18 protein-coding genes are annotated in these 22222 nt (G+C 74.5%); 9 read left to right on the top strand and 9 right to left on the bottom strand.

The window, feature by feature from the left end; genetic code table 11:
* Positions 1-61 precede the first annotated feature (61 nt).
* Positions 62-619 carry a MarR family transcriptional regulator gene (locus Ae505Ps2_RS20910; protein ID WP_233147526.1) on the top strand — a complete coding sequence of 186 codons (558 nt, stop codon included), beginning with the start codon at positions 62-64 and terminating at the stop codon, positions 617-619.
* Between the two features lie 36 nt (positions 620-655).
* On the top strand, positions 656-1651 hold the full coding sequence (locus Ae505Ps2_RS20905) for an LLM class flavin-dependent oxidoreductase (RefSeq protein WP_075306625.1): 996 nt from the start codon (positions 656-658) through the stop codon (positions 1649-1651).
* 9 nt (positions 1652-1660) lie between these two features.
* Here Ae505Ps2_RS20905 and Ae505Ps2_RS20900 read toward each other — a convergent pair whose 3' ends face one another.
* The 4 genes from Ae505Ps2_RS20900 to chvE all read right to left on the bottom strand — a co-directional run bounded on the left by Ae505Ps2_RS20900 (position 1661) and on the right by chvE (position 6804).
* The gene (locus Ae505Ps2_RS20900) at positions 1661-2650 is read right to left on the bottom strand and encodes a LacI family DNA-binding transcriptional regulator (RefSeq protein WP_139318726.1); all 990 of its coding nucleotides are present in this window, start codon (positions 2648-2650) and stop codon (positions 1661-1663) included.
* Positions 2651-2804: 154 nt separating this feature from the next.
* Positions 2805-4055, bottom strand: a complete 1251-nt coding sequence (mmsB, locus tag Ae505Ps2_RS20895) for a multiple monosaccharide ABC transporter permease (protein WP_075553904.1) — start codon at positions 4053-4055, stop codon at positions 2805-2807.
* Positions 4052-5569 (bottom strand): sugar ABC transporter ATP-binding protein, encoded by a 1518-nt coding sequence (locus Ae505Ps2_RS20890; RefSeq protein WP_170917149.1) that lies wholly within the window; start codon positions 5567-5569, stop codon positions 4052-4054. Before Ae505Ps2_RS20890 ends, mmsB begins: the two co-directional genes overlap by 4 nt.
* Before the next feature lie 92 nt (positions 5570-5661).
* A complete protein-coding gene (chvE, locus tag Ae505Ps2_RS20885) occupies positions 5662-6804 on the bottom strand; it encodes a multiple monosaccharide ABC transporter substrate-binding protein (RefSeq protein ID WP_226351002.1) in 1143 nt (380 codons plus the stop codon).
* Positions 6805-7102: 298 nt separating this feature from the next.
* Here chvE and araB point away from each other — a divergent pair, with 298 nt between their 5' ends.
* The 3 genes from araB to araA are packed head-to-tail and all read left to right on the top strand — an operon-like array spanning position 7103 to position 11032.
* Complete coding sequence (gene araB, locus Ae505Ps2_RS20880) at positions 7103-8806, top strand: ribulokinase (RefSeq protein ID WP_075333361.1); 1704 nt, start codon at positions 7103-7105, stop codon at positions 8804-8806.
* Positions 8803-9489 (top strand): L-ribulose-5-phosphate 4-epimerase, encoded by a 687-nt coding sequence (locus Ae505Ps2_RS20875; RefSeq protein WP_075306628.1) that lies wholly within the window; start codon positions 8803-8805, stop codon positions 9487-9489. Before araB ends, Ae505Ps2_RS20875 begins: the two co-directional genes overlap by 4 nt.
* Before the next feature lie 31 nt (positions 9490-9520).
* Positions 9521-11032, top strand: a complete 1512-nt coding sequence (gene araA / locus Ae505Ps2_RS20870) for an L-arabinose isomerase (RefSeq protein ID WP_075553903.1) — start codon at positions 9521-9523, stop codon at positions 11030-11032.
* 34 nt (positions 11033-11066) lie between these two features.
* On the opposite strand, the gene Ae505Ps2_RS20865 is transcribed toward araA, so the two are convergent.
* Entirely contained in the window at positions 11067-13808 is a 2742-nt protein-coding gene (locus tag Ae505Ps2_RS20865; protein ID WP_075306630.1) for a LuxR family transcriptional regulator, read from the bottom strand.
* Positions 13809-14176: 368 nt separating this feature from the next.
* Between Ae505Ps2_RS20865 and Ae505Ps2_RS20855 the strand changes: the two genes are divergently transcribed.
* Both Ae505Ps2_RS20855 and Ae505Ps2_RS20850 read left to right on the top strand, forming a co-directional pair.
* Positions 14177-14476 (top strand): GNAT family N-acetyltransferase, encoded by a 300-nt coding sequence (locus tag Ae505Ps2_RS20855; RefSeq protein ID WP_020625919.1) that lies wholly within the window; start codon positions 14177-14179, stop codon positions 14474-14476.
* A 105-nt stretch (positions 14477-14581) separates the two neighbouring features.
* Complete coding sequence (locus Ae505Ps2_RS20850; protein ID WP_075306631.1) at positions 14582-15505, top strand: DUF5996 family protein; 924 nt, start codon at positions 14582-14584, stop codon at positions 15503-15505.
* Positions 15506-15509: 4 nt separating this feature from the next.
* Here the strand turns inward: Ae505Ps2_RS20850 and Ae505Ps2_RS20845 are convergent, their stop codons facing one another.
* Positions 15510-16055 (bottom strand): hypothetical protein, encoded by a 546-nt coding sequence (locus Ae505Ps2_RS20845; RefSeq protein ID WP_020625921.1) that lies wholly within the window; start codon positions 16053-16055, stop codon positions 15510-15512.
* Positions 16056-16376: 321 nt separating this feature from the next.
* On the opposite strand from Ae505Ps2_RS20845, the gene Ae505Ps2_RS20840 reads away from it, so the two are divergent.
* Together Ae505Ps2_RS20840 and Ae505Ps2_RS20835 are read left to right on the top strand one after the other, a co-directional pair.
* On the top strand, positions 16377-17204 hold the full coding sequence (locus Ae505Ps2_RS20840; RefSeq protein ID WP_349289835.1) for a TIGR03084 family metal-binding protein: 828 nt from the start codon (positions 16377-16379) through the stop codon (positions 17202-17204).
* Positions 17205-17334: 130 nt separating this feature from the next.
* Positions 17335-18369: an ABC transporter substrate-binding protein gene (locus Ae505Ps2_RS20835; protein ID WP_139320201.1), complete on the top strand. Its 1035-nt coding sequence runs from the start codon at positions 17335-17337 to the stop codon at positions 18367-18369.
* Here the strand turns inward: Ae505Ps2_RS20835 and Ae505Ps2_RS20830 are convergent.
* The 3 genes from Ae505Ps2_RS20830 to Ae505Ps2_RS20820 are packed head-to-tail and all read right to left on the bottom strand — an operon-like array spanning position 18356 to position 22190.
* Positions 18356-19168 carry an alpha/beta fold hydrolase gene (locus Ae505Ps2_RS20830; RefSeq protein ID WP_075306634.1) on the bottom strand — a complete coding sequence of 271 codons (813 nt, stop codon included), beginning with the start codon at positions 19166-19168 and terminating at the stop codon, positions 18356-18358. The two genes, Ae505Ps2_RS20835 and Ae505Ps2_RS20830, sit on opposite strands and share 14 nt — an antisense overlap.
* Positions 19165-20805 carry an AMP-binding protein gene (locus Ae505Ps2_RS20825; protein ID WP_075306635.1) on the bottom strand — a complete coding sequence of 547 codons (1641 nt, stop codon included), beginning with the start codon at positions 20803-20805 and terminating at the stop codon, positions 19165-19167. The genes Ae505Ps2_RS20830 and Ae505Ps2_RS20825 overlap by 4 nt, the downstream gene beginning before the upstream one ends.
* On the bottom strand, positions 20802-22190 hold the full coding sequence (locus tag Ae505Ps2_RS20820; RefSeq protein ID WP_083695876.1) for a salicylate synthase: 1389 nt from the start codon (positions 22188-22190) through the stop codon (positions 20802-20804). The genes Ae505Ps2_RS20825 and Ae505Ps2_RS20820 overlap by 4 nt, the downstream gene beginning before the upstream one ends.
* Positions 22191-22222: the final 32 nt, after the last annotated feature.

Below are 22222 nucleotides of genomic sequence, written 5' to 3'. Positions count from 1 at the left end.
AGCTACAACTCATGGCTTCACCTGTAAAGTACGAGCTCGGAACCAGGGACGGGGGCGACGGGTGACGACGGAGCGGGCGACGCCGGAGGTCGGTGGTGACGAGCCGACGTGGCTGGACGGCGAGGAGAAGGCGGCGTGGACGAGTGTGATTTCGCTGATCATGCTGCTGCCCGGCCGGCTGGAGGCCCCGCTGCAGCAGGCGCACGGCATCACGCTGTTCGAGTACCTGACGCTCAGCCATCTGTCCGAGGCACCGGGACGCAGGCTGCGGATGAGCGAGCTCGCCTTCCTGACGAACGGCTCGCTGTCGCGGCTGTCCAACGTGGTGAAGCGGTTGGAGGGCCGCGGCTGGATGCACCGCTCCCCCGATCCCGACGACGGCCGCTACACCCTCGCCGCCCTCACCGACGCCGGGTTCGACGTCGTGCACGCCGCTGCACCGACCCACCTGCGTGCGGTCCGGGACGTCGTCCTCGACCGGCTCGACGCGCAGGACCGGGCGGCGCTGGGCCGGATCGGCGTCGCGCTCGGGGTGCAGGACTTCCCGCCGCGCGCGGGGTCGCCACATTTCCGATCCGGAACCCCCGGGACGGAAGAGGATGGGCCTCCGGTTCGTTGACCGAGAGGTCACCGTGTCGATCCGTGAGGTGCTGTCATGCCGCTACCGCTGCCGTTGTCGATCCTGGACCTGGCCACCGTCGCCCGGGGTGAGACCGTCGCCCAGGGCCTGGAGGCCAGCACCAGGCTGGCGCAGCGCGCCGAGGACTGGGGGTTCCGGCGGATCTGGTACGCCGAGCACCACAACATGGGCTCGATCGCGTCGGCTGCGACGAGCGTGGTCATCGCCCACGTCGCCGCGCACACCGAGCGCATCACGCTCGGCTCCGGCGGGGTGATGCTGCCGAACCACTCGCCGCTGCAGATCGCCGAGCAGTTCGGCACCCTCGCCGAGCTCCACCCCGGCCGCATCGAGCTGGGGCTCGGCCGCGCGCCCGGCACCGACCAGGCGACCGTCGCGGCCCTGCGGCGGGATCCGCGCGCGTCGGAGACCTTCCCGCAGGACGTGCAGGAGCTGCAGGCCTTCCTCGGGACGACCAGCCTGGTCCCGGGCGTCGAGGCCCACCCGGGCCGCGGCACCGGGGTCCCGCTGACGATCCTCGGGTCCTCGCTCTACGGCGCGCAGGTCGCGGCCGCACTGGGGCTGCCCTACGGCTTCGCCTCGCACTTCGCGCCGGACGCCCTGGAGCAGGCCGTGGCGCTCTACCGCCGCGAGTTCCGGCCCTCGGAGCAGCTGTCCGCCCCGCACGTCCTGGCCGGGGTGAACGTGATCGCCGCGGACTCCGAGGACGAGGCGCAGCAGATCCAGCGCGAGGTGCAGCGGTCCCGGGTGCGGCTGTTCACCGGCCGACGGGGAGCCTCGCTGACCGACGCCGAGGCCGACGCGGTCCTCGACAGCGCCTCGGGCGAGCAGATCCGGTCGATGACCCGCTACACCGCGGTCGGGACACCGGAGACCGTCACCGCGTACCTGGAGGAGTTCGCCGCCCGCGCCGACGCCGACGAGCTGATCGTCACCGGTCCGGCGCCGCGCCGGGAGAGCTGGTGGCGCAGCTGGGAGCTGCTCGCGACGAAGGTGCAGACCACCGACTGACGGCGGCCGTCAGCGTTGCGGCGGGCCGACGCTGTCGCGGGACACCAGCACCGGGGCGATCCTCCGGTGCACCGCCTGCGGCGCGTCCGGACCGTCGCCGTGGTTCAGCAGCAGGTCGAGCGCCTCCCGGGCGACGGCCTCGAAGTCCGCGCGCAGACTCGTCAGCGGCGGGATCAGGTGCGCCGAGACGGGCACGTCGTCGAACCCGACGACGCTGACGTCGCCCGGGACCCGCCGGCCGCGGTCGTGGAAGGCGTGCAGCAGGCCGGTGGCCAGCGCGTCGTTCGCGGCGAACACCGCGGTCACCTCGGGCATCCGGGCCATCAGCTCCCCCGCCCGGTACCCGGCGTCCGCGCTCCAGTCCGCGGCCATCACCGGGGGCACCTCGGCCCCGGCCGCACGCAGTGCCGCGGCCCAGCCGGCCGCGCGGCCCGCCGCGTCGAACCAGTCGGTGGGGCCTGCGACGTGCCAGACGGTCGCGTGCCCCGCGGCCAGCAGGTGCTCGGTGGCGATCCGACCGCCCTCGACCTGGTCGACCGTCGCCATCGGCAGCTGCTGCTCGGGGTCGCCGTCGACGGTCACGAGCGGGACGTCACCCGGGACGGAGTCGAGCGCCTCGGCCACCGACGCGACCGGCGCGATCACGACGATCCCGGCGACCTGCCCGTCGAGGTGACGCTGGACGGCCTCGCGCACCGACCCGCCGTCGATCTCGCGGACCCGGACGACGCTGACCCCGAATCCGGCACCGACCGCCTGCTCCTCGAACGCGGCGAGCAGCGAGACCGGACCGAACAGGGTGGACCGGGGGGCGACGATCCCGAGCACCCGGTCACGGCCGGTCACCAGGGTGCGGGCGGCACGGTTCGGCCGGTAGCCGAGCTCCTCGATCGCGGTGCGGACCCGCACCCGGGTGCTCTCCCGGACGTTGGGGTGCGCGTTCAGCACCCGGGACACCGTCTGGTGGGAGACCCCGGCACGGCGGGCCACGTCGAACATGGACGGTGCCCGCCCCGGCCTCGGCCCAGGCTCCATCGCGATCCCCACGCCCACCCCCTCCGATCCGTGCAGCGTAGCCGTCCGTGACCGTCCCCCTGCCGAGGGCGTTCGCCGTGGCGGCACCCAGCCCCGACGCCGGGCGGGCGGGTCGTGCTCAGGCGTCGCCGCGGGCGCGGCGCTTGTTCCACACGTCGAACGCGACGGCGAACAGCAGCACGAGTCCCTTCACGACCGACTGCACGGACTGGTCGACGCCCATGAGCTGCATGCCGTTGCTCATCACGGCCATGATCAGACCGCCGACCAGCGCGCCGACCACGGTGCCGACACCGCCGGTCACCGCGGCGCCGCCGATGAACGCGGCGGCGATCGCGTCGAGCTCGAACATGTTCCCCGCCGCGGGCTGGGCACCGTTCGACCGGGCCGAGTAGATCACCCCGGCCACGCCGGCCATGAAGCCCATGTTCACGAAGATCCAGAACGTGACGGCGCGGACCCGCACCCCGGACAGCCGGGCCGCGGCGGCGTTGCCGCCGAGGGCGTAGACGTGGCGGCCGAACACGGTGCGCCGGGTGAGCAGGCCGTAGGCGAGCACCAGCACCGACAGGACGACCAGCACCACGGGCAGCCCGCGGGAGGACGCCAGCTGCCAGGCGAACGCCATGACGACCAGCCCGACGAGTGCGATCCGGCAGGCGAACAGCGGGAACGACTCGACCTGCTGCAGGTCGAGGACCTTCGCGACCCGGCTCCGGTAGGCGAGCACCGCGTACCCGGCGACGCCGAGCGCGGCGATCAGGACGGTGAACGCGTCGTAGCCCTGGCCGCCGATGAGCCCGTTGAGGAAGCCGCCCGCGATCTGCTGGTACTCCGCGGGGAACGGCGAGAGCGAGATGTTGCCCAGCACCTGCAGGGTCAGCCCGCGGAACAGCAGCATCCCGGCGAGGGTCACGATGAAGGCGGGGATGCCGACGTAGGCGACCCAGAAGCCGTGCCAGACGCCGACCAGCACGCCGACGCCGACGGCCGCGACGACACCGACCCACCAGGGCAGGCCGCCACCGATCACGAGGACCGCGGCGACCGCGCCGGTGAGCGCGACCACCGACCCCACCGACAGGTCGATGTGCCCGCCGACGATGACGATCACCATCCCGATCGCGAGGACCAGGATGTAGGAGTACTGCAGGACGATGTTGGTGATGTTGCCCGGGCTCAGCGAGACGCCGCCGGTGAGGACCGCGAACAGCGCGACGATCGCCACGAACGCGATCACGATGCCGCTCTGGCGGACGTTGCCGGCCAGCAGCCGTCGCAGGTCGCTCGTGCCGGAGTGCAGGGCCGCCGCGCCGGCGCCGGGGCGCTCGTCGGAGGAGGGGTCCTTCTTCGGGAGGGTGCTGGTCATGCGGAGCTCTCCGCCTCCTGGGTCATGAGGGCCATCAGGCCCTCCTGGGTGGCCTCGGCGACCGGCACCTCGCCGGTGATCCGTCCGGCCGACAGGGTGTAGACGCGGTCGCAGATCCCCAGGAGCTCGGGCAGCTCGGAGGAGATGACCAGGACCGCCTTGCCGGCCTCCACCAGCCGGTTGATGATCACGTAGATCTCGTAGCGGGCGCCGACGTCGATCCCGCGGGTCGGCTCGTCGAGGATCAGCACGTCCGGCTCGGTGAACAGCCACTTGGCCAGGACGACCTTCTGCTGGTTGCCGCCGGACAGGGTGCCGACCCCGACACTCGTGCTCGCCGCCCGGATGCCGAGATCCCTCCGGTAGGACTCGGCGACGCGCAGCTCGGCGTCGGCGTCGACCCAGCCGTGGCGGGCGAGCCGGTGCAGGCCCGCGCCGGAGACGTTGCGCCGGATGTCGTCGACCAGGTTGAGGCCGAGGTGCTTGCGGTCCTCGGTGACGTAGGCGAGCCCGGCCTCGATCGCGTCGGACACCGAGCGGGCGCGGACCTCGCGACCCCCGATCCGCAGGGTGCCGCTGACGTCGCGGCCCCAGGACCGCCCGAACACGCTCATCGCGAGCTCGGTGCGGCCCGCGCCCATCAGCCCGGCGATGCCGACGACCTCCCCGGCCCGCACCGACAGCGACGCGGCGTCGACGACCTTGCGGTCCTGGGTCGGGTGCCAGACCGTCCAGTCGGTGATCCGCAGCAGCTCCTCCCCCGGGCTGCTCGCCCGCTCCGGGTAGAAGGAGGTGAGGTCACGGCCGACCATTCCGCGGATGATCCGGTTCCGCGGGGCGGGCTCGTCGGCGACGGTGAAGGTCTCGACGGTGCGGCCGTCGCGGATGACGGTCGTGCGGTCGGCGATCGAGACGATCTCGTCGAGCTTGTGCGAGATGATGATCGAGGTGATGCCGTTGTCGCGGAAGCGCCGGATCAGCTCCAGCAGGTGCGCGGAGTCGGTGTCGTTGAGCGCGGCGGTGGGCTCGTCGAGGATGAGCAGCCGGACGTCCTTGGTCATCGCCTTGACGATCTCGACGAGCTGCTGCTTGCCGACGCCGAGCCGCCCGACCGGCGTCGCGGGGTTCTCGGTGAGGCCCACCTCGGCGAGCAGGCGGGCGGCCTCGGCGTGGGTCCGTCGCCAGTCGACCAGCCCCAGCCTGCCGCGCCGCTCGTTGCCGAGGAACACGTTCTCGGCGATCGACAGGTGCGGCACCAGCGCGAGCTCCTGGTGGATGATCACGATGCCGTCGGCCTCGGAGTCGCGGATCCCGGCGAACCGGGCCGGTCTCCCGTCGAGGACGATCTCGCCGTCGTAGGTGCCCGCCGGGTGCACCCCGGAGAGCACCTTCATCAGCGTCGACTTGCCGGCGCCGTTCTCGCCGCAGATCGCGTGGATCTCGCCGCGGCGCACGGCGAGCGAGACCTCCGACAGCGCGGTCACCCCCGGGAAGGTCTTGGTGATGGCGCGCATCTCGAGGATGGTGTCCGGCAGGTCGCCGCCGGGGTCGTGGTCGGTCACGTCGTCCTCCGTCACGGAAGGTGGGGTGCGGCCGGTCGCGGGGCTCAGCCCTGGCGGCCGCGGGCGACGTCCTGCGCCGTGTAGTAGCCGGAGTCGACGAGGACGGGCCGGATGTCGGCCTTGAACACCGTCCGGACCGGCAGCAGGTAGGACGGCACGACCTTCACCCCGTTGTCGTAGGTGGTGGTGTCGTTGGCCTGCGGGGTGCCGCCGGAGAGGAACGCCTTCGCGGCGACGACGGCCTGCTCGGCGAGCTTGCGGGTGTCCTTGAAGACCGTGGAGCTCTGCACCCCGTCGTCGATCAGCTTGACCGAGGCGATCTCGGCGTCCTGCCCGGTGACGGTCGGCATCGGCTTGGCCGGGGTGCCGAAGCCCGCGTTCTGCAGGGCGGTGATGACGCCGCGGGAGATGCCGTCGAAGGGCGACAGGATGCCGTCGGGCCGGCTGCCGTCGTTGTAGGTGGAGGTGAGCAGGTCCTCCATCCGCTTCTGGGCGGTCTCCTGGCCCCAGCGCAGCGTGGCGGTCTGCTCGATGGTCGTCTGGCCGCTCTTGACCCGGATCGTGCCGTTGTCGATCAGCGGCTTCAGCACCGACATGGCGCCGTCGAAGAAGTAGAAGGCGTTGTTGTCGTCGAGGGAGCCCGCGAACAGCTCGACGACGACCGGGCCCTTCTTCGGACCGGGTGACCCGTCGGCGTTCTGCAGGCCCATGCCGCGCAGCAGCGCCTTCGCCTGGGCGACGCCGACCTGGAAGTTGTCGAAGGTGACGTAGAAGTCGACGTTCGGGCTCTGCCGGATCAGCCGGTCGTAGGCGATCACGGGGATGCCGGCGTCCTTGGCGGCCTGCAGCTGCCCGGACAGGGCGGTCCCGTCGATGGCCGCGACGATCAGCAGGTCCGCACCGCTGGTGACCATCTGGTCGATCTGCTGGGACTGGGTGGGGATGTCGTCGCCCCCGTACTGCAGGTCGACCTTGTAGCCGGCGGCGGTGAGCTGGTCGCGGACGGCGTTGCCGTCGGCGATCCACCGCTCGGAGGTCTGGGTCGGCATCGAGACGCCGACCGTCAGGTCGCCGGGTGCCGCACCGGCCCCGGCCCCGCCACCTCCCCCGGCTCCCTGTCCACCACAGGCGGCCAGCCCCAGCACCAGCAGGGCACCGACGGCGACGGTGCGCATCCTCGTGAACACAGGCGATCTCCTCGTCGAGACGGCGGCGGGTGGGTCCCGCCCGACCGGACCGGCGCACCCAGGAATGTGAACGCTAACTACAGACGCGCCGGCAGGGAAGGCGCCGTTACCGCTCCGTTATCCGGCCGGCCGGTCCGTGTCGATCAGCGACCTCATGATCGACGTGAACGTGTCGTACAGCCGGCCGTCGTCCACGGGGCATCCGCACCGGACCGTTGAGTTCGCCTTCTGTTAGCGATAACATTCGCTCGCCGTCCGATCGCTCGGCCGGCCGTGTTCGTGACCCGAGGAAGTGCTCATGATCCGACCACCGATCGACCTCGCCGACGCCCTCGTGGTGGGCGTCGACTTCGGGACGCTGTCCGGACGGGCGGTCGTCGTCCGTGCGGCCGACGGGGCCGAGCTGGGCTCCGCCGTCCACGCCTACACCCACGCCGTCCTCACCGACGCCCTGCCGGGGCGGCCGGACCTCCGGCTGCCGCCGGACTGGGCGCTGCAGGTGCCGTCGGACTACGTCGACGTCCTGCGCCACGCCGTCCCCGGTGCGGTCGCCGCCGCCGGGGTGGACCCCGTGCGGGTGGTCGGCATCGCCACCGACTTCACCGCCTGCACCATGGTCCCGACCCTGCGCGACGGCACCCCGCTCAACGAGGTGCCCGACCTGGCCGACGAGCCGCACGCCTACACCAAGCTCTGGCGCCACCACGCCGCCCAGCCGCAGGCCAACCGGATCAACGCCCTCGCCGCCGAGCGGGACGAGAGCTGGCTGCCCCGCTACGGCGGGTTCATCTCCTCGGAGTGGGAGTTCGCGAAGGGCCTGCAGATCCTGGAGGAGGCCCCCGCGGTCTACGCCCGGACCGAGCGCTGGGTCGAGGCCGCGGACTGGATCGTCTGGCAGCTGTGCGGCCGCTACGTCCGCAACGCCTGCTCGGCCGGCTACAAGGGCATCCTGCAGGACGGCGCCTACCCCGGCCGTGACTTCCTCGGCGCGCTGAACCCGGCCTTCGCCGGGTTCGCCGAGACCAAGGTCGCCCACGAGATCGGCGAGCTGGGCACCGTCGCCGGGACGCTGACCGCCGAGGCGGCAGGCTGGACCGGGCTGCCCGAGGGGATCGCGGTCGCCGTCGGCAACGTCGACGCGCACGTCACCGCCGCGGCGGCGAACGCCGTCCGGCCGGGACAGATGGTCGCGATCATGGGCACCAGCACCTGCCACGTCATGAGTTCCGACGTGCTGCGCGAGGTGCCAGGCATGTGCGGGGTCGTCGACGGCGGCATCGTCTCCGGGCTCTGGGGCTACGAGGCCGGGCAGAGCGGCGTCGGCGACATCTTCGGGTGGTTCGTCGAGCACGGCGTGCCGCCCGCGTACCACGAGGCGGCCCGCGCGCGGGGGCTCGACCTGCACGAGTACCTGACCGAGCTGGCCGCCGGGCAGGCGGTCGGTGAGCACGGGCTCGTCGCGCTGGACTGGCACTCGGGCAACCGCTCGGTGCTGGTGGACCACGAGCTGTCCGGCGTCGTCCTCGGACAGACCCTCGCGACCCGGCCCGAGGACACCTACCGGGCGCTGCTGGAGGCCACCGCGTTCGGCACCCGGATGATCGTGGAGACCTTCGCGGCCTCCGGCGTCCCGGTGACCGAGCTGATCGTCTCCGGCGGGCTCACCCGCAACGCGCTGCTCATGCAGATCTACGCCGACGTGACCCGGCTGCCGCTCACCGTCGTCGAGGCCGGGCAGGGCCCGGCCCTGGGCTCGGCGATCCACGCGGCCGTGGCCGCGGGCGTCCACCCCGACGTTCCCACCGCGGCCGCCGCGATGGGTCGCGTCCGCGAGGGCGCACACCTGCCCGACGAGGAGTCGGCGAAGTCCTACGACGCCCTGTTCGCCGAGTACACCCGCCTGCACGACCACTTCGGCCGGGGCGGCGACGACGTGATGCACCGCCTGCGCGCGATCCGCCGCGAGGCCCGCGCCCAGCGAGAAGGAGACCTCGACGCATGACCGACACCCTGGCCTCCCCCGAGCTCGCCGCCACCGTGGCGCGGCTGCGCGAGCAGGTGTGCGCGCTGCACGCCGAGCTGGTGCGCTACGAGCTCGTCGTCTGGACCGCGGGGAACGTCTCGGCCCGCGTGCCCGGCCACGACCTGATGGTCATCAAGCCCAGCGGGATCTCCTACGACGACCTGACCCCGCAGAACATGGTGCTGTGCGACCTGCACGGCGCCCCGGTCGAGGGCGACCTGACGCCGTCGTCGGACACCGCGGCGCACGCCCACGTCTACCGGGCCATGCCCGAGGTCGGCGGGGTGGTGCACACCCACTCCACCTACGCCAGCGCGTGGGCGGCGCGCGCCGAGCCGATCCCCTGCGTGCTCACCGCGATGAGCGACGAGTTCGGCGGGGACATCCCGATCGGCCCGTTCTCGCTGATCGGCGACGAGTCGATCGGCCGCGGCGTCGTGGAGACCCTGACCGGCAGCCGCTCCCCCGCCGTGATCATGCAGAACCACGGCGTGTTCACCGTCGGCGCCGACGCCCGCTCCGCGGTCAAGGCCGCGGTGATGTGCGAGGACGTCGCCCGCACCGTGCACCTCGCCCGCCAGCTCGGCGACACCGTGCCCATCCCCCAGGACCAGATCGACAGCCTCTGGGACCGCTACCAGAACGTCTACGGGCAGCGCTGAGCTCCGCCCGACCCCGAAGGAGGGAAGTCTGATGAGCGGCTCGCTGCTCGACAGCTACGAGGTCTGGTTCCTGACCGGGAGCCAGGGCCTCTACGGCGAGGAGACCCTCGCCCAGGTCGCCGACCAGTCCGCGGCCGTCGCCGCCCGGCTCGACGCCGCCGACGAGATCCCGGTGCGGGTGGTGTGGAAGCCCGTGCTCACCGACGCCGACGCGATCCGACGGATCTGCCTGGAGGCCAACGCCGACGACCGGTGCCTCGGCGTCATCACCTGGATGCACACCTTCTCCCCGGCGAAGATGTGGATCCCCGGGCTCGAGGCCCTGACCCGGCCGCTGCTGCACCTGCACACCCAGGCCGACGTCGACCTCCCCTGGTCGGAGATCGACATGGACTTCATGAACCTCAACCAGGCCGCGCACGGCGACCGCGAGTTCGGCTACGTCCAGACCCGGCTCGGCCTGGCCCGCAAGACCGTCGCCGGGCACGTGTCCGACCCGGTGCTCCGCGACCGCATCGGGACCTGGACGCGTGCGGCCGCCGGTGCCGCGGAGCTGCGCGCGCTGAGGTTCGTCCGGTTCGGTGACACCATGCGCGACGTCGCCGTGACCGACGGCGACCGCGTCGAGGCCACCCGGGTCTTCGGGATGTCGGTGCAGACCTACGGCGTCAACGACCTGGTCGCCGTGGTGGACCAGGTCTCCGACGCCGACGTCGACAAGCTCGTCGGCGAGTACGCCGAGGTCTACGACGTCGCGTCCGAGCTGCTCCCCGACGGCGCCCGGCACGACGCGCTCCGCTACGGCGCGCGGGTCGAGATCGGGCTGCGCTCGTTCCTGGAGTCCACCGGGGCGCAGGCGTTCACCACGAACTTCGAGGACCTCGGCGGTCTGCGTCAGCTCCCCGGGCTCGCGGTGCAGCGCCTGATGGCCGACGGCTACGGCTTCGGCGCCGAGGGCGACTGGAAGACCGCGGCCATGCTGCGCGCGGTGAAGGTCGTCGCCACCGGGCTGCCCGGCGGCACGTCGTTCATGGAGGACTACACCTACCACCTGCGTCCCGGCCACGAGCGCATACTCGGGGCGCACATGCTGGAGGTCTGCCCGAGCATCACCGGGTCCCGGCCGTCGCTGGAGATCCACCCGCTGGGCATCGGCGGGCGGGAGGACCCGGTCCGGCTGCGGTTCACCGCCGACCCCGGCCCGGGCGTCGTGCTCGGCATCTGCGACCTCGGGGAGCGGTTCCGCCTGGTCAGCAACGACATCGAGGTCGTCGACCCGGACGAGCCGATGCCGAGGCTCCCGGTGGCGACGGCGACGTGGGTCCCGGAGCCCTCGCTCGCGACCTCGGCCGAGTGCTGGCTGATGGCGGGCGGCCCACACCACACGGTGCTGTCGACCGCCGTCGGGGTCGAGGCCGTCGACGACCTCGCCGAGATCGTCGGCACCGAGCTGGTGCACATCGGCGACACCACACGGCCGCGGACGTTCCTGCACGAGCTGCGCTGGAACAACGCCTACCACCGGCTCGCGCGCGGCTTCTGAGCTCCGCCGCCCGGCGACGGGCCGGCGGTCCGGGTCACTCGTGCCCGGGGGTGCGGAACCTCAGGTCGCCCGCCATGTCGATCCGTGCGAGCTCGGCCCGGGAGGTGACGCCGAGCTTGGGGTAGACGCTGCCCAGGTGGTGCCCGACCGTGCGGTGGCTGATCAGCAGCCGGGCCGCGATCTCCCGGTTGGTGAGCCCCTCGGCGGCCAGCTGGGCGACCCGCAGCTCCTGGGCGGTGAGCCCGGCGGCGGCCGGCTCGTGCCGCACCCCGGACTGCGCGGCCAGCCCCAGCTCCCGCAGCGCCCGCGCCCGCAGCGGCTCCGCGCCGAGGCGGCCGAAGGCCTCGGCCGCCCCGGCGAGCTCGTGCCGGGCGTCGGCGCGACGGCGGACCCGACGGAGCCATTCGCCATACAGCAGCCGGGTACGGGCCCGCTCGAACGGATCCGGGACGGCACCCGCGCCGTCGAGCGCGGCGCGGTACGCGGCCTCCGTGTCCGGCCCGCCGGCGACCAGGGCGCGCAGACGGTGCGCAGCGGTACGCGCCCAGTGGGCATCGGTCCGCCGGGCCCACCTCTCGACGGCCGCCAGCCGGGCCGAGGCCGTCTCCGTGCGCCCCTCGTGCGTCGCGGCCTCGGCGGTGTCCGGGGCGGCGAGCAGTGCGAAGGTGGGGTGTGCGGCCTCGTGGCCGGGCTCGTCGAGCGGCATCAGGTGGTGCAGTGCGTCGCGGGGCCTGCCGTCGAACAGCGCCGCCCGGCCGCGCACCCAGTACACCGACGCGGTGAGCGCGCGCACCTCCTGCCGGACCGAGACCGCCAGCGCCCGGGTGGTGTGTTCCTCCAGGCCGGGGGCGTCGCCGCGGGCTGCGGCCAGGTTCGCCAGACAGAGCCGGCACTGGCTCGCCACGTGGTTCGCCCCCACCTCCTCGGCCAGCCGCAGGCCCTCGGTGGCGCCGGCCTCGGCGGTCTCCCACCGGCCCGCCGCGGCGTCGAGGACCGCGCTCTGTGCGAGCACCATCGCGAGCGCGGCGAACTCGTGCCGCCGCCGCAGCTGCGCGGCCTGCACCCGCAGCACGTCGTGCAGCGGCCCCTCGACCCCGCAGGCCTGGACCAGCGGCACGGGCGGCAGCAGCTCCCACGGCACGGTCCCGAGCAGGCCGACGGTGGCCGCGTCCGGGGCCGGGAGCGACCCGGCCGCCCGGCCGGTCCCGTCGTAGCAGGCCCACCAGGCCCGCAGTGTCGGCATGACCGGTGCCAGCTCCGGGACGCCGCCGGGGTCGAGGGCGAGCAGCCGCTGCAGCGCGGCCTGCTGCAGGTCCGGGCGGCCCGCCGACCACGCCGCGCGGGCCGCCACCGTGCCCAGCTCCATCGCCGTGCGGGTCCCCGCGACGACGGCCATGTCCCCCACCAGGTAGTGGTGGGCGCGTTCGGGGAGACCCGTGGTGAACTCGAGGATCCCGCGCAGCCCGCCGCTGTACCGCACGACGGGCTCCGCCCCGCCCCGGCCCTCGGCGTCGTCGAGCAGTCGCCGGGCTCCCTCGGCGTCGCCGGCGCCCCAGGCGGCGCGGGCGGCGACCGCCAGCCGGCGTGCGGCGTCCGCGGGGTCCGGCGACAGGTCGGCCGCCCGCCGCAGCGTGCGTGCCGCCAGTGGACCGGCGCTGCGCTCCAGGCACCTGGCGGCCGCCTGCTCCAGCAGCGCCGCGACGTCCTCGTCGGGGCCGTCCGCGGCGGCCGCCAGGTGCCAGGCGCGGTGCTCGACGTCCTCGGCCGGCAGCGCCGCGGCCAGCGCCCGGTGCGCGGTCCGGCGGTCGGTGACGGGGGCGCCGTCGTAGAGGGCGGCCGGGACCAGCGGGTGGCGGAACCGGAGGCGGGTGCCCGAGGCGTGCAGCAGGCCGGAGCGCAGCGCCTCGTCCCAGGTGGAGGCGTCGACACCCCACCCGGCCCCGGCCCGGTCGACGACGTGCCGGTCGCCCCGCCCGTCCGCGGCCGCCAGCAGCAGCAACGCTCGGGTGGCCGGTTTCAGCGCCTCGGCGCGGGCGCAGAACGCCTGCCGCAGCCGGGGCCCCACCGGCATCGGCTCCCCGGACGCCTCGTCGTCGGCCTCGCGCCCGACGGTGGGCAGCTCCTGCAGCGCGAGCGGGTTGCCCGCCGCCATCGCGACCGTGTCGTCGACGAGGGCCTCGTCGGCGTCGGGGACGGCGGCCGCGACCAGCCGGCGGGCGTCGTCGTCGGCGAGTCCCACGACCTCCAGCGCCGGCACCCCCTCCCAGGGCCCCTGGGCCGGGTCGGCGTGGTCGGTCAGGATCACCACGACCGGCTCGGTCCGCACCCGACGCGCGAGGAAGCCCAGACAGTGCGCGGTCGCCTCGTCGACCCACTGCGCGTCGTCGACGACGACGAGCACCGGCCGGTCTCGGGCCAGGCCGGAGAGCAGCGACACCACGGCCGCGCCGATGAGGAAGCGGTTGGCCGGGTCCCGGCTGACCCCGAGCGCGCCGCGCAGTGCGGCGGCCTGCGGGTCCGGGAGCGCGTCGAGCCGGTCGAGGACCGGCCAGAGCAGCGCGTGCAGTGCGCCGAAGGCGAGCCCCGTCTCCATCCGGGTGCCCCTGGTCCGCAGCACCGTGGCCCCGGACGCGGCGTCGACGACGTGGTCGACCAGTGCGGTCTTGCCGATCCCCGGCTCCCCCCACAGCACGAGCGCCGCACCCGCGCCGTCGGCCGCGCGTGCCAGCAGCCGCTCCAGTGCCGCGGTCTCGGCACGCCGTCCGAACAGCTCCATGACCCCCCGCAGCCTCGTCCCGCCTGCTCCCCGTGGCACGGCGGATCCGTCGGGCCACCGTAGCCGCGTCGTCCGGATCGTCCGGTGACCGATCCGGCGACCGATCCGCCGGGACCGGCCGGACCCGACACTCGCCGGGTGATCCGACCCGCCCCCACCGATGCGCCCGGGACGTGCGGGGGTCCCGACGTCACCGGTGTTCCGCGCGACCGGCGTCGAACCCGGTCGTCGACCGCGGCAGCGCGATCGTGACCGATAGCCTGACCCACCTCGCCTCGATGATCCGGGGCGCGGGCGGGGTCCCGGCCCCGGACCACCCCCGAGTACCGCCGGCCCGGTCGACGGGCGACCACGGAGAGAGGCCCCACATGATCGTCGTCACCGACAACCGCTCCGCGAACCGGTTCGAGGCCCACGACGGCACGACGCTCGCCGGCGTCGCCGCGTACGTACGCACGCCGGAGCTCGTCGCCTTCGTGCACACCGAGGTCGACCCGGCCTTCGAGGGACGCGGGGTGGGATCGGCGCTGGCCCGCGAGGGCATCGCGTCGGCGCAGGCCGACGGGCTGCGGGTACTCGCGATCTGCCCGTTCGTCGCTGCCTGGCTGGCGCGCCATCCCGAGCTCGCCCACCTCGAGTACCGGGCGACCAGCAGGGTCACCGACTGACCGGTCGCCGGCGCCACATCCGCGGCCCCGGTGGACACCACCCGGGCCGCGTCACCGCCGGGACCGGGAACGCGACCCCGGTCCGGCCGATCCACGAGGAGACCGATGAGCAGCACGACGACGAGCTGGCCGAGCCTGCGCGTGGCGGACTGGACCACCACCCGCGAGACCCTGCACATGTGGACCCAGATCGTGGGCAAGATCCGGATGGCACACGCCCCGCTGATCAACCACTGGTGGCAGGTGACCCTGTACCCGAGCGCGCGGGGCCTGACGACGTCGGCCGTCCCGTACGGCACCGGGGCCTTCGAGATCGAGCTCGACCTGCTCGGCCACCGGCTCGAGGTCCGCAGCAGCGACGGCGGCGCGCTCGGCTTCGACCTGGCGCCGATGTCGGTGGCCGAGTTCTACGGCGCCGTCCTGGACGTGCTCGGCCGGCTCGGCATCTCCGCGCCGATCCGGCCGCACCCCAACGAGGTCGACCCGGCGATCCCGTTCGCCGAGGACCTCACCCACGCCTCCTACGACGCCGAGGCCGCCACCCTGTTCTGGCGGCAGCTGCTGCAGGTGAACCGCGTGCTCGGTGAGTTCCGGGCGCACTTCGTCGGCAAGGTCAGCCCGGTGCACTTCTTCTGGGGCAGCATGGACATGGCCTGCACCCGCTTCTCCGGGAGGCCGGCGCCGGCGCACCCGGGCGGGGTGCCCAACTGCGGCGACTGGGTCATGGTCGAGGGCTACTCGCGGGAGCTGTCCAGCTGCGGGTTCTGGCCCGGTGGCGGCGAGGAGGGCGCCTTCTACTCGTATGCGTACCCCGCGCCCGACGGCTTCGCCGAGGCCCCGGTCGGCCCCGACGGTGCCTTCTACAGCCCGGACTTCCAGCAGTTCCTGCTGCCCTACGAGGTCGCCCGCGCCGCACCCGACCCGGACCGCGCGGTCGCCGAGTTCCTCCGCACGACCTACGAGGCGGCCGCGGACCTCGGGCGCTGGGACCGCTCCGCGCTGGAGGACGACCCGCTCCGCTGGGCGTGACCGCCTAACCGGCGGTCGGGGTGATCCGGTAGAAGAACGGGCCGGTCCCGTTGCGGGCGATCGCGATCAGCAACGGGCCGGCGTCCTCGATCGCCCGGGCCGCCTCCAGGCCGCCGACGTGGATCGGGTCGAACCCCGCGTCCCGGTTGAGCCGGTCGACGAGCGTACGGATAGCGGGGTCGGCCGCCACCAGGTTGCCCGGGGGCGTGGTCTGTGTCGCCAGGCGCGGGTACTCGGACGCGAAGTTCGCGCAGAAGGACTTCGCGACGGGCCCGCCCGTCCGGGAGCGGACGAGGTGCGCGTTCGACTCGTGCTCCGGGTCGCGCGGTCCGTAGACGTTGGTGGCGTCGATCGCAGGGACGCCGGCGATCCCGGTCGTCCGGCCCAGCGCGTCGGCGACCTGGTCCCCGGGGACGGCGACGACGAGCACGTCGGCCCCGGTCGCGTCACCACCGTCGCGGCCCAGACCGGTGACGGTGTGCCCGGCGGCCGACCAGAGCGCGGCCAGGCCGCCGCCGACGGTGCCGCGTCCCAGGATCGTGATCCTCACGTCTACCCCTCTCCCACCGGGACCGTGGCGGGCCCGGTGCACCAGCCGGGCGATCGGTCGCCGCGGGGGCCTCCCGTCGCGCTGTCGCGTGCCGAGGTGCGGGACGGGCGACCCGGCGGTGACGTTACGAAGGGCGCGGTCCCCGGGGATCGGTCACGCAATCGGTCGTCCGTGCTTCCCGATGTCCTCCTCTGTACTTCCCGATGTCCTCGACACGGTCCACCATGATCCGCAGGCCGTGGCAGCGAGGTGACGGCCCCACACGAGCGACGTGACCTACGGCGCGCCCGTCCGGCAGGAGAGCATCTGACCATGGTGTCCATGGACGCGGTCCTCGACGACCTGGAGGCCGAGAGCGCGGTCGTCCGGGCGATGGTCGCCGACCTCGACGACGCCGGGATCGGCGCGCCGACCCCGGCCGAGGGCTGGAGCGTCCGCGACCAGCTCACCCATCTCGCCTACTTCGACGAGGCCGCCGCCCTCGCCGCGACGGACCCGGAGACCTTCCGGTCGCGGGCGGCCGCGCCGCGGGAGCTGGGTCCCGGCTTCCCCGACCGGGTCGCCGCGGACCACGCCGGGCTCGGGGCGGAGGAGGTCCGGGCGTGGTTCGCCGGGGCCCGCGACGCCCTCGTCGGCACGTTCCGCGGCATCGAGCCGAAGACCCGGCTGCCCTGGTACGGGCCCGACATGAGTGCCCTGTCCTCGGTCACCGCCCGGCTGATGGAGACCTGGGCGCACGGCCAGGACGTCGCCGACGCGCTCGGGGTGCTCCGGGAGCCGACGGACCGGCTGCGCCACGTCGCCCACCTCGGCGTGCAGACCTTCGGCTTCACCTTCCGCAACAACGGCCGCGAGGTCCCGCAGGTGCCCGTGCGGGTCGAGCTGCTCGCCCCCTCCGGCGCCTCGTGGACCTGGGGCCCGGAGGACGCCGCGGACCGGGTCACCGGTTCCGCGCTCGGCTTCTGCCTGGTCGCCACCCAGCGCCGGCACGTCGAGGACACCGACGTGACCACGACCGGTCCGGTGGCCGCGGAGTGGGTCGCGATCGCCCAGACCTTCGCCGACACGCCCGGCCCCGGCCGCGCCCCCGGCGCCGTCGCGGCCGCCTTCCCGGCGCCGACCCGGACGCCCACGGGAGGACCCGCGTGACCCGAGCGCCGGGGCGCAACGGGCGCGGCGGCCGCGCTCCGCCGGGGGACATCGCGCGCGGACGGGCGCCGCGGGTGTGGGGAACGCCGCTCGCCGGAACCGGGAGCGGCCCGCGGACGACTGTCGGAACGTGCACACCCCACCGCTCGGCTCGGCCCGCCCGTCGGTCGTCGCCACCGTCGTCGCACTCGTCGTCGCGGCCATGCTGCTCGTCGCCGGATGCTCCGCCGCACCGCAGGCGGCCGGTCCGCAGGGAGCGGACGCCGCGTTCCCGCTGACGCTGGACCACGCCTTCGGGACGACGACGATCCCGGCCCGTCCGCAGCGGGTCGTCGCGCTGGGGTCGGCCGACGTCGCGGTCGCCAGGGCGCTCGGGGCGGACGTCGTCGGTGGCCTGCGCAACGCCGGGGAGTCGCAGCCGCAGGCGCCCTACCTCGCGCCGTTCCCGGACGGGGTGCTGACGATCAGTGAGCTGGAGCCGCTGCCGCTGGAGCGGATCGCGGCGTACCGCCCGGACGTCATCCTGGCCGTGTCGTCCTACCTGGTGACCGACCGCGACGCCTACGAGCGCCTGAGCGCGATCGCCCCGACCGTCGTCTACCGCGACGTGCTGTTCGGCGCCCCGATGGAGGACGACGCCCGGCGGATCGGCGCGGCCCTCGGGGCACCGGAGCGGGCCGAGGAGCTGGTGGCGCGGGCCGACGGCGCCGTCGGCGCGTTGCGGGCCCAGCTGCCCGGTCTCGCCGGCCGGTCGGTGCTGGTCGGACAGGCACGGGGCGACGTCATCCCGGTCATCGTCGACCCCGCGAACCAGTCCACCGCGCTGACCCGCGCGCTCGGGCTGGGCCTGCCGCCGACCTTCGCCCCCGACCCGCCCGCCGGTGACGAGGTCGCCCCCGGCACGGTCGCGCTGTCCTACGAGGAGGCGGGTCGCCTGGCCGAGGCCGACCTGGTCGTCATGAGCTTCCCGACCCCGGCCGACCGACGGCGGTTCGAGGGCAACCCGGTGGTCGCGCGGGCGCTGGCCCGCACGACCTACGTCCCGATCGGCCTCGACGAGGCGATCGCGCTGCAGGCACCGAACGTGGTGTCCACCGGCTGGCTCCTCGACCGGCTGCGCCCGGCGCTGGAGCGGGTGGCCGCCGCGCCCGCTACCGGCCGCTGAGGAACGCGACCGTCGCCCGGTTCACCTCGGCGGGCCGCTCGAGGTAGCCGTAGTGCCCGGCGTCGGCGATCTCGACGTACCGGGCACCGGGCACGGCGTCGGCGACCTCGCGGCTCAGGTGCCGCGGGATCGCGGCGTCGTCGGCGAAGGCGAGCACCAGCAGCGGCACGGCGAGCGCCCGGTAGGCCTCGGTCCGGTCCCCCAGGTCCATCGACACCTGCAGCTGGGCCCGGTGCCCCTTCGACACCCCCGCCCCGGCGAACGCCAGGACGTCGAGCCAGTCCTGGGCCTCCCGGTCGGCACGCACGGTCGACGGCGACAGGTACTGCAACGCGGACACCGCGGCGTGGTAGTCCTCGGGCAGCTCGACCCCGGCGTCGGCGAGTGCGATCTCGCCCGCGGTGATCGCCCGCTGCACGGGGCCGAGCCGGGCGTGCGCGGCCATCGCGACGACCCGGGTGACCAGGTCCGGCCGGGCCAGCGCCGCCTCGATCACGACGCGGGAGCCGAGCGAGGTGCCGACGAGCGCCGCCGGGCCCGCGTCGAGGTGGGTGACCAGGGCGAGCACGTCGGCGGCCATGTCGTCGACGGTGAACCCGTGCGCGCACTCGTCGGTCGGCGGGATGCCCCGGTTGTCGAGGGTCACGACGCGGTGGCCGGCCTCGCGGAGTGCGGGCACCTGGTGGGTCTGCCAGACCCGTCCCGGGCTGCCGGTGCCCATCACCAGGACGACGGGCGGGCCGTCGCCTCCGTGGTCGGTCCAGGAGAGCCGGATGCCGTTGAGGGTCGTGACCGTCATCCGCGCACCTCGCTCTCGGCGGCGAGCAGCGCACCCAGTGCCCGCTTGTCGATCTTACCGACGGCGGTGAGCGGCAGGTCGTCCCGGACGACGACCCGGTCCGGGGACATGAAGCGGGCCAGCCCGCGCTCGGTCAGGAAGGTGCGCAGGTGACGCCGCTTCGGCGGGGTCGCGCCGGGCGCCGGGACGATCACCGCGCACACCGCCTCGCCCAGGTCGTCGTCCGGGATCCCGATGACGGCCGCGCCGGCGATGTCCGGGTGCGCCAGCAGGTGCTCCTCCAGCTCGGTGGCCGCGACGTTCTCGCCGCCGCGGTTCACAACGTCCTTGATCCGGCCCTCGACCACGAGGTGCCCGGTCGGAAGGCGGCGCACCAGGTCGCCGGTGCGGTAGTAGCCGTCCGGGGTGAACGACGTCGCGTCGTGCTCGCGGGCCCGGTAGTAGCCCCGCAGCGTGTACGGGCCACGGGTCCACAGCTCCCCCGCCGTCCCCTCCGCGACGTCGGTGCCGTCGCGGTCGACGACCCGGACCTCGTCGGCCGGGCTGAGCGGGCGCCCCTGGCTGACCGCGACGAGGTCGTCGGGGTCGTCGAGCCGGGTGTAGTTCAGCAGCCCCTCGGCCATCCCGAAGACCTGCTGCACGGCGGCGCCGAGCTCGGGACGGACCCGGCGGGCGAGCGTCGCGTCGCACTTGGCCCCACCGACCTGGACCAGGCGCAGGGTCGACAGGTCCCAGGACCCGCGGCCGTCGCCGGCGAGGTCGGCCCAGAGCCGCAGCAGCGGCGGCACCATCGCGGTGACCGTGACGCCCTCGGCCGCGACCAGCCCGAGGGTGACGTCGGGGCTCGGGACCGGCGCGAGGACGACCGTGGCCCCGACCCCGAGGGCGCCGAGCAGGCCCGGGCAGGCCAGCGGGAAGTTGTGCGCCAGCGGCAGGCAGGCGAGGTAGACGTCGTCGGCGGTCAGCGCGCAGACCTCGGCGCTGGCCCGGGCGTTGTAGGCGTAGTCGCGGTGGGTGCGCGGGATCAGCTTCGGCTTGCCCGTGGTGCCGCCGGAGACGAGCAGGACCGCGACCTGTCCGGGGTCGGGCCGCGGGAGCGGCTCGGCGGTGCCGGCGGGCAGGTCGGCGATCGCGGTCGTCCCCGGCAGCGGCTCGCCGTCGACGAGGAGGTGCCGCAACGAGGGGACCGCCTTCGCCACCTGCAGTGCGAGCTCGCGGTGGTCGAAGCCCTCGACGACGTCGGGTCCGACGTAGGCGACGGCCCCGGAGAGCGCGGCGAGGTGCTCGATCTCGGCCTGCCGGTGCGCGGGCAGGGTCAGCACCGGCACCGCCCCGGCCCGCAGCAGCCCGAACAGGGTCACCGGGAACTCGGCGGTGTTGGGCAGGTGGACCACGACGCGGTCGCCCTCGGCGATGCCGAGTGCCCGCAGCGAGCGGGCGCGGGCGTCCGCGGCCCGGTCCAGCTCGGCGTAGGTCCGCCGGCTGGGCCCCGCGACGACGGCGACGGCGTCGCCGTACCGCCCGGCCCACTGTCCCAGCAGGTCACCGAGGGTGTCCTCGCCCCAGTAGCCCTCCCGCCGGTAGCGCTCCACGTCCGCGTCGGGCCAGCCGAGCGCCCCGTCGATGAGCACGGTCACGTCGTCTCCTCTCCGACCAGGAACCGGCTGACGCTGCGCAGCTTCTCCCGGGTCTCCTCCAGCTCCCGTTCCGGGGTGGACGCGCCGACGATGCCGGCCCCGGCGCGGAGCCAGGTCCGGCCCTGCGCGCGGTAGATGGCGCGCAGCACGAGCGCGGCGTCGAGCGCACCGGTGTGGTCGACGGTCAGCACCGCGCCGCTGTAGAGGCCGCGTGCTCCCTCGTGGCGGCTGATCGCCTCGCACGCCGGGGCCTTCGGCAGCCCGGACGCGGTGACCGCGGGGAACAGCCGTCCCAGCGCGTCCCAGGCGGTGGCGCCGGGCCGGAGCCTGCCGCGGACGCGGGACGCGAGGTGCTGCACGCTGCCGCGCTCGACCACCCGCATGAACTCCTCCACGACGACGGCGTCCGGGTCGCTCACCTCGCACACCTCGTCCTGGGCGACCTGGACCGACACCGCGTGCTCGTAGATCTCCTTGGGGTCGCGCCGCAGCTCGTCGGACAGCTCGGCGTCGCGTTCCGGCTCGCCGGACCGGGCCCGGGTGCCGGCCAGCGGCTGGGTGGAGAAGGTCCCGTCCGCGGCGACCTCGACGACGGTCTCCGGGCTGAACCCGGCCGCCTCCAGCCCACCGAGGCGCAGCAGGAACGAGCGGGCCGGGGTGTTGTGCGCCCGGCCGTGCCGGTAGGTGGCGGGCAGGTCGACCGGCTCGGTGACCGGGACGGTGCGGGACAGGATGACCTTGCGGAAGCGGTCCTCACCGATCTCGGCGACGGCGGCGGCCACCGAGCCGCGGTAGGCCTCGGCGCGGGCGGACTCGTCGACGGTCACCGCCGGCCCGGTGCGGGGTGCTGCGTTCCCGGCACCGAGGATCGCGTCGCGCCAGGCCCGTGCGACGGCGTCGTCGGCGGTGTCGACGTCCACGCCGCCGGGGTGCAGGTGCGCGGTGTGGCGGGGAAGCAGCAGGTGCAGCAGGGTGCCGGTGTCCGCGGGCAGCTCCCCGCCGTGCAGGAGGTGGGCCAGCTCGAACGACGCCCAGCCGAACGCCTGCCACCCGGTGCCGCCGACCTCGGCGAGGGCGGCGGAGACCTGGCCGAGCGGGTCCGCGCCGAGCGGTTCGTGCCGGGTGCCGGTGGGCGCGGTGACGGTCAGGCCGTCGGGACCCAGCACGATCTCGGCGGCGGTGCCCGCGGCCAGGAACACGTCCTCGCCGCGCTCGTAGAGCACGTAGGGGTCCGAGTCGGGCACCGTGCGGGCGACGGCGGTGGCGCCGGCGATGCGGTCGGTGGCGGTGCGGTCGGTCGTGCTGCGGTCGGTCGTGCTGCGGGTCCGCTCGGTGGGGGCCGGCTGGGTGCGCGGCGGGCCGGCCGCCTCGGTGGTCGTGGACATGGTCGGTTCTCCTTCGGGCCGGCGCTCGTGCC

This window comes from Pseudonocardia sp. Ae505_Ps2 (assembly GCF_001932425.1).
Taxonomy (GTDB): domain Bacteria; phylum Actinomycetota; class Actinomycetes; order Mycobacteriales; family Pseudonocardiaceae; genus Pseudonocardia.
The sequence above is the reverse complement of the archived record's forward strand: the minus strand, read 5'-3'. Positions and strand labels throughout refer to the sequence as shown.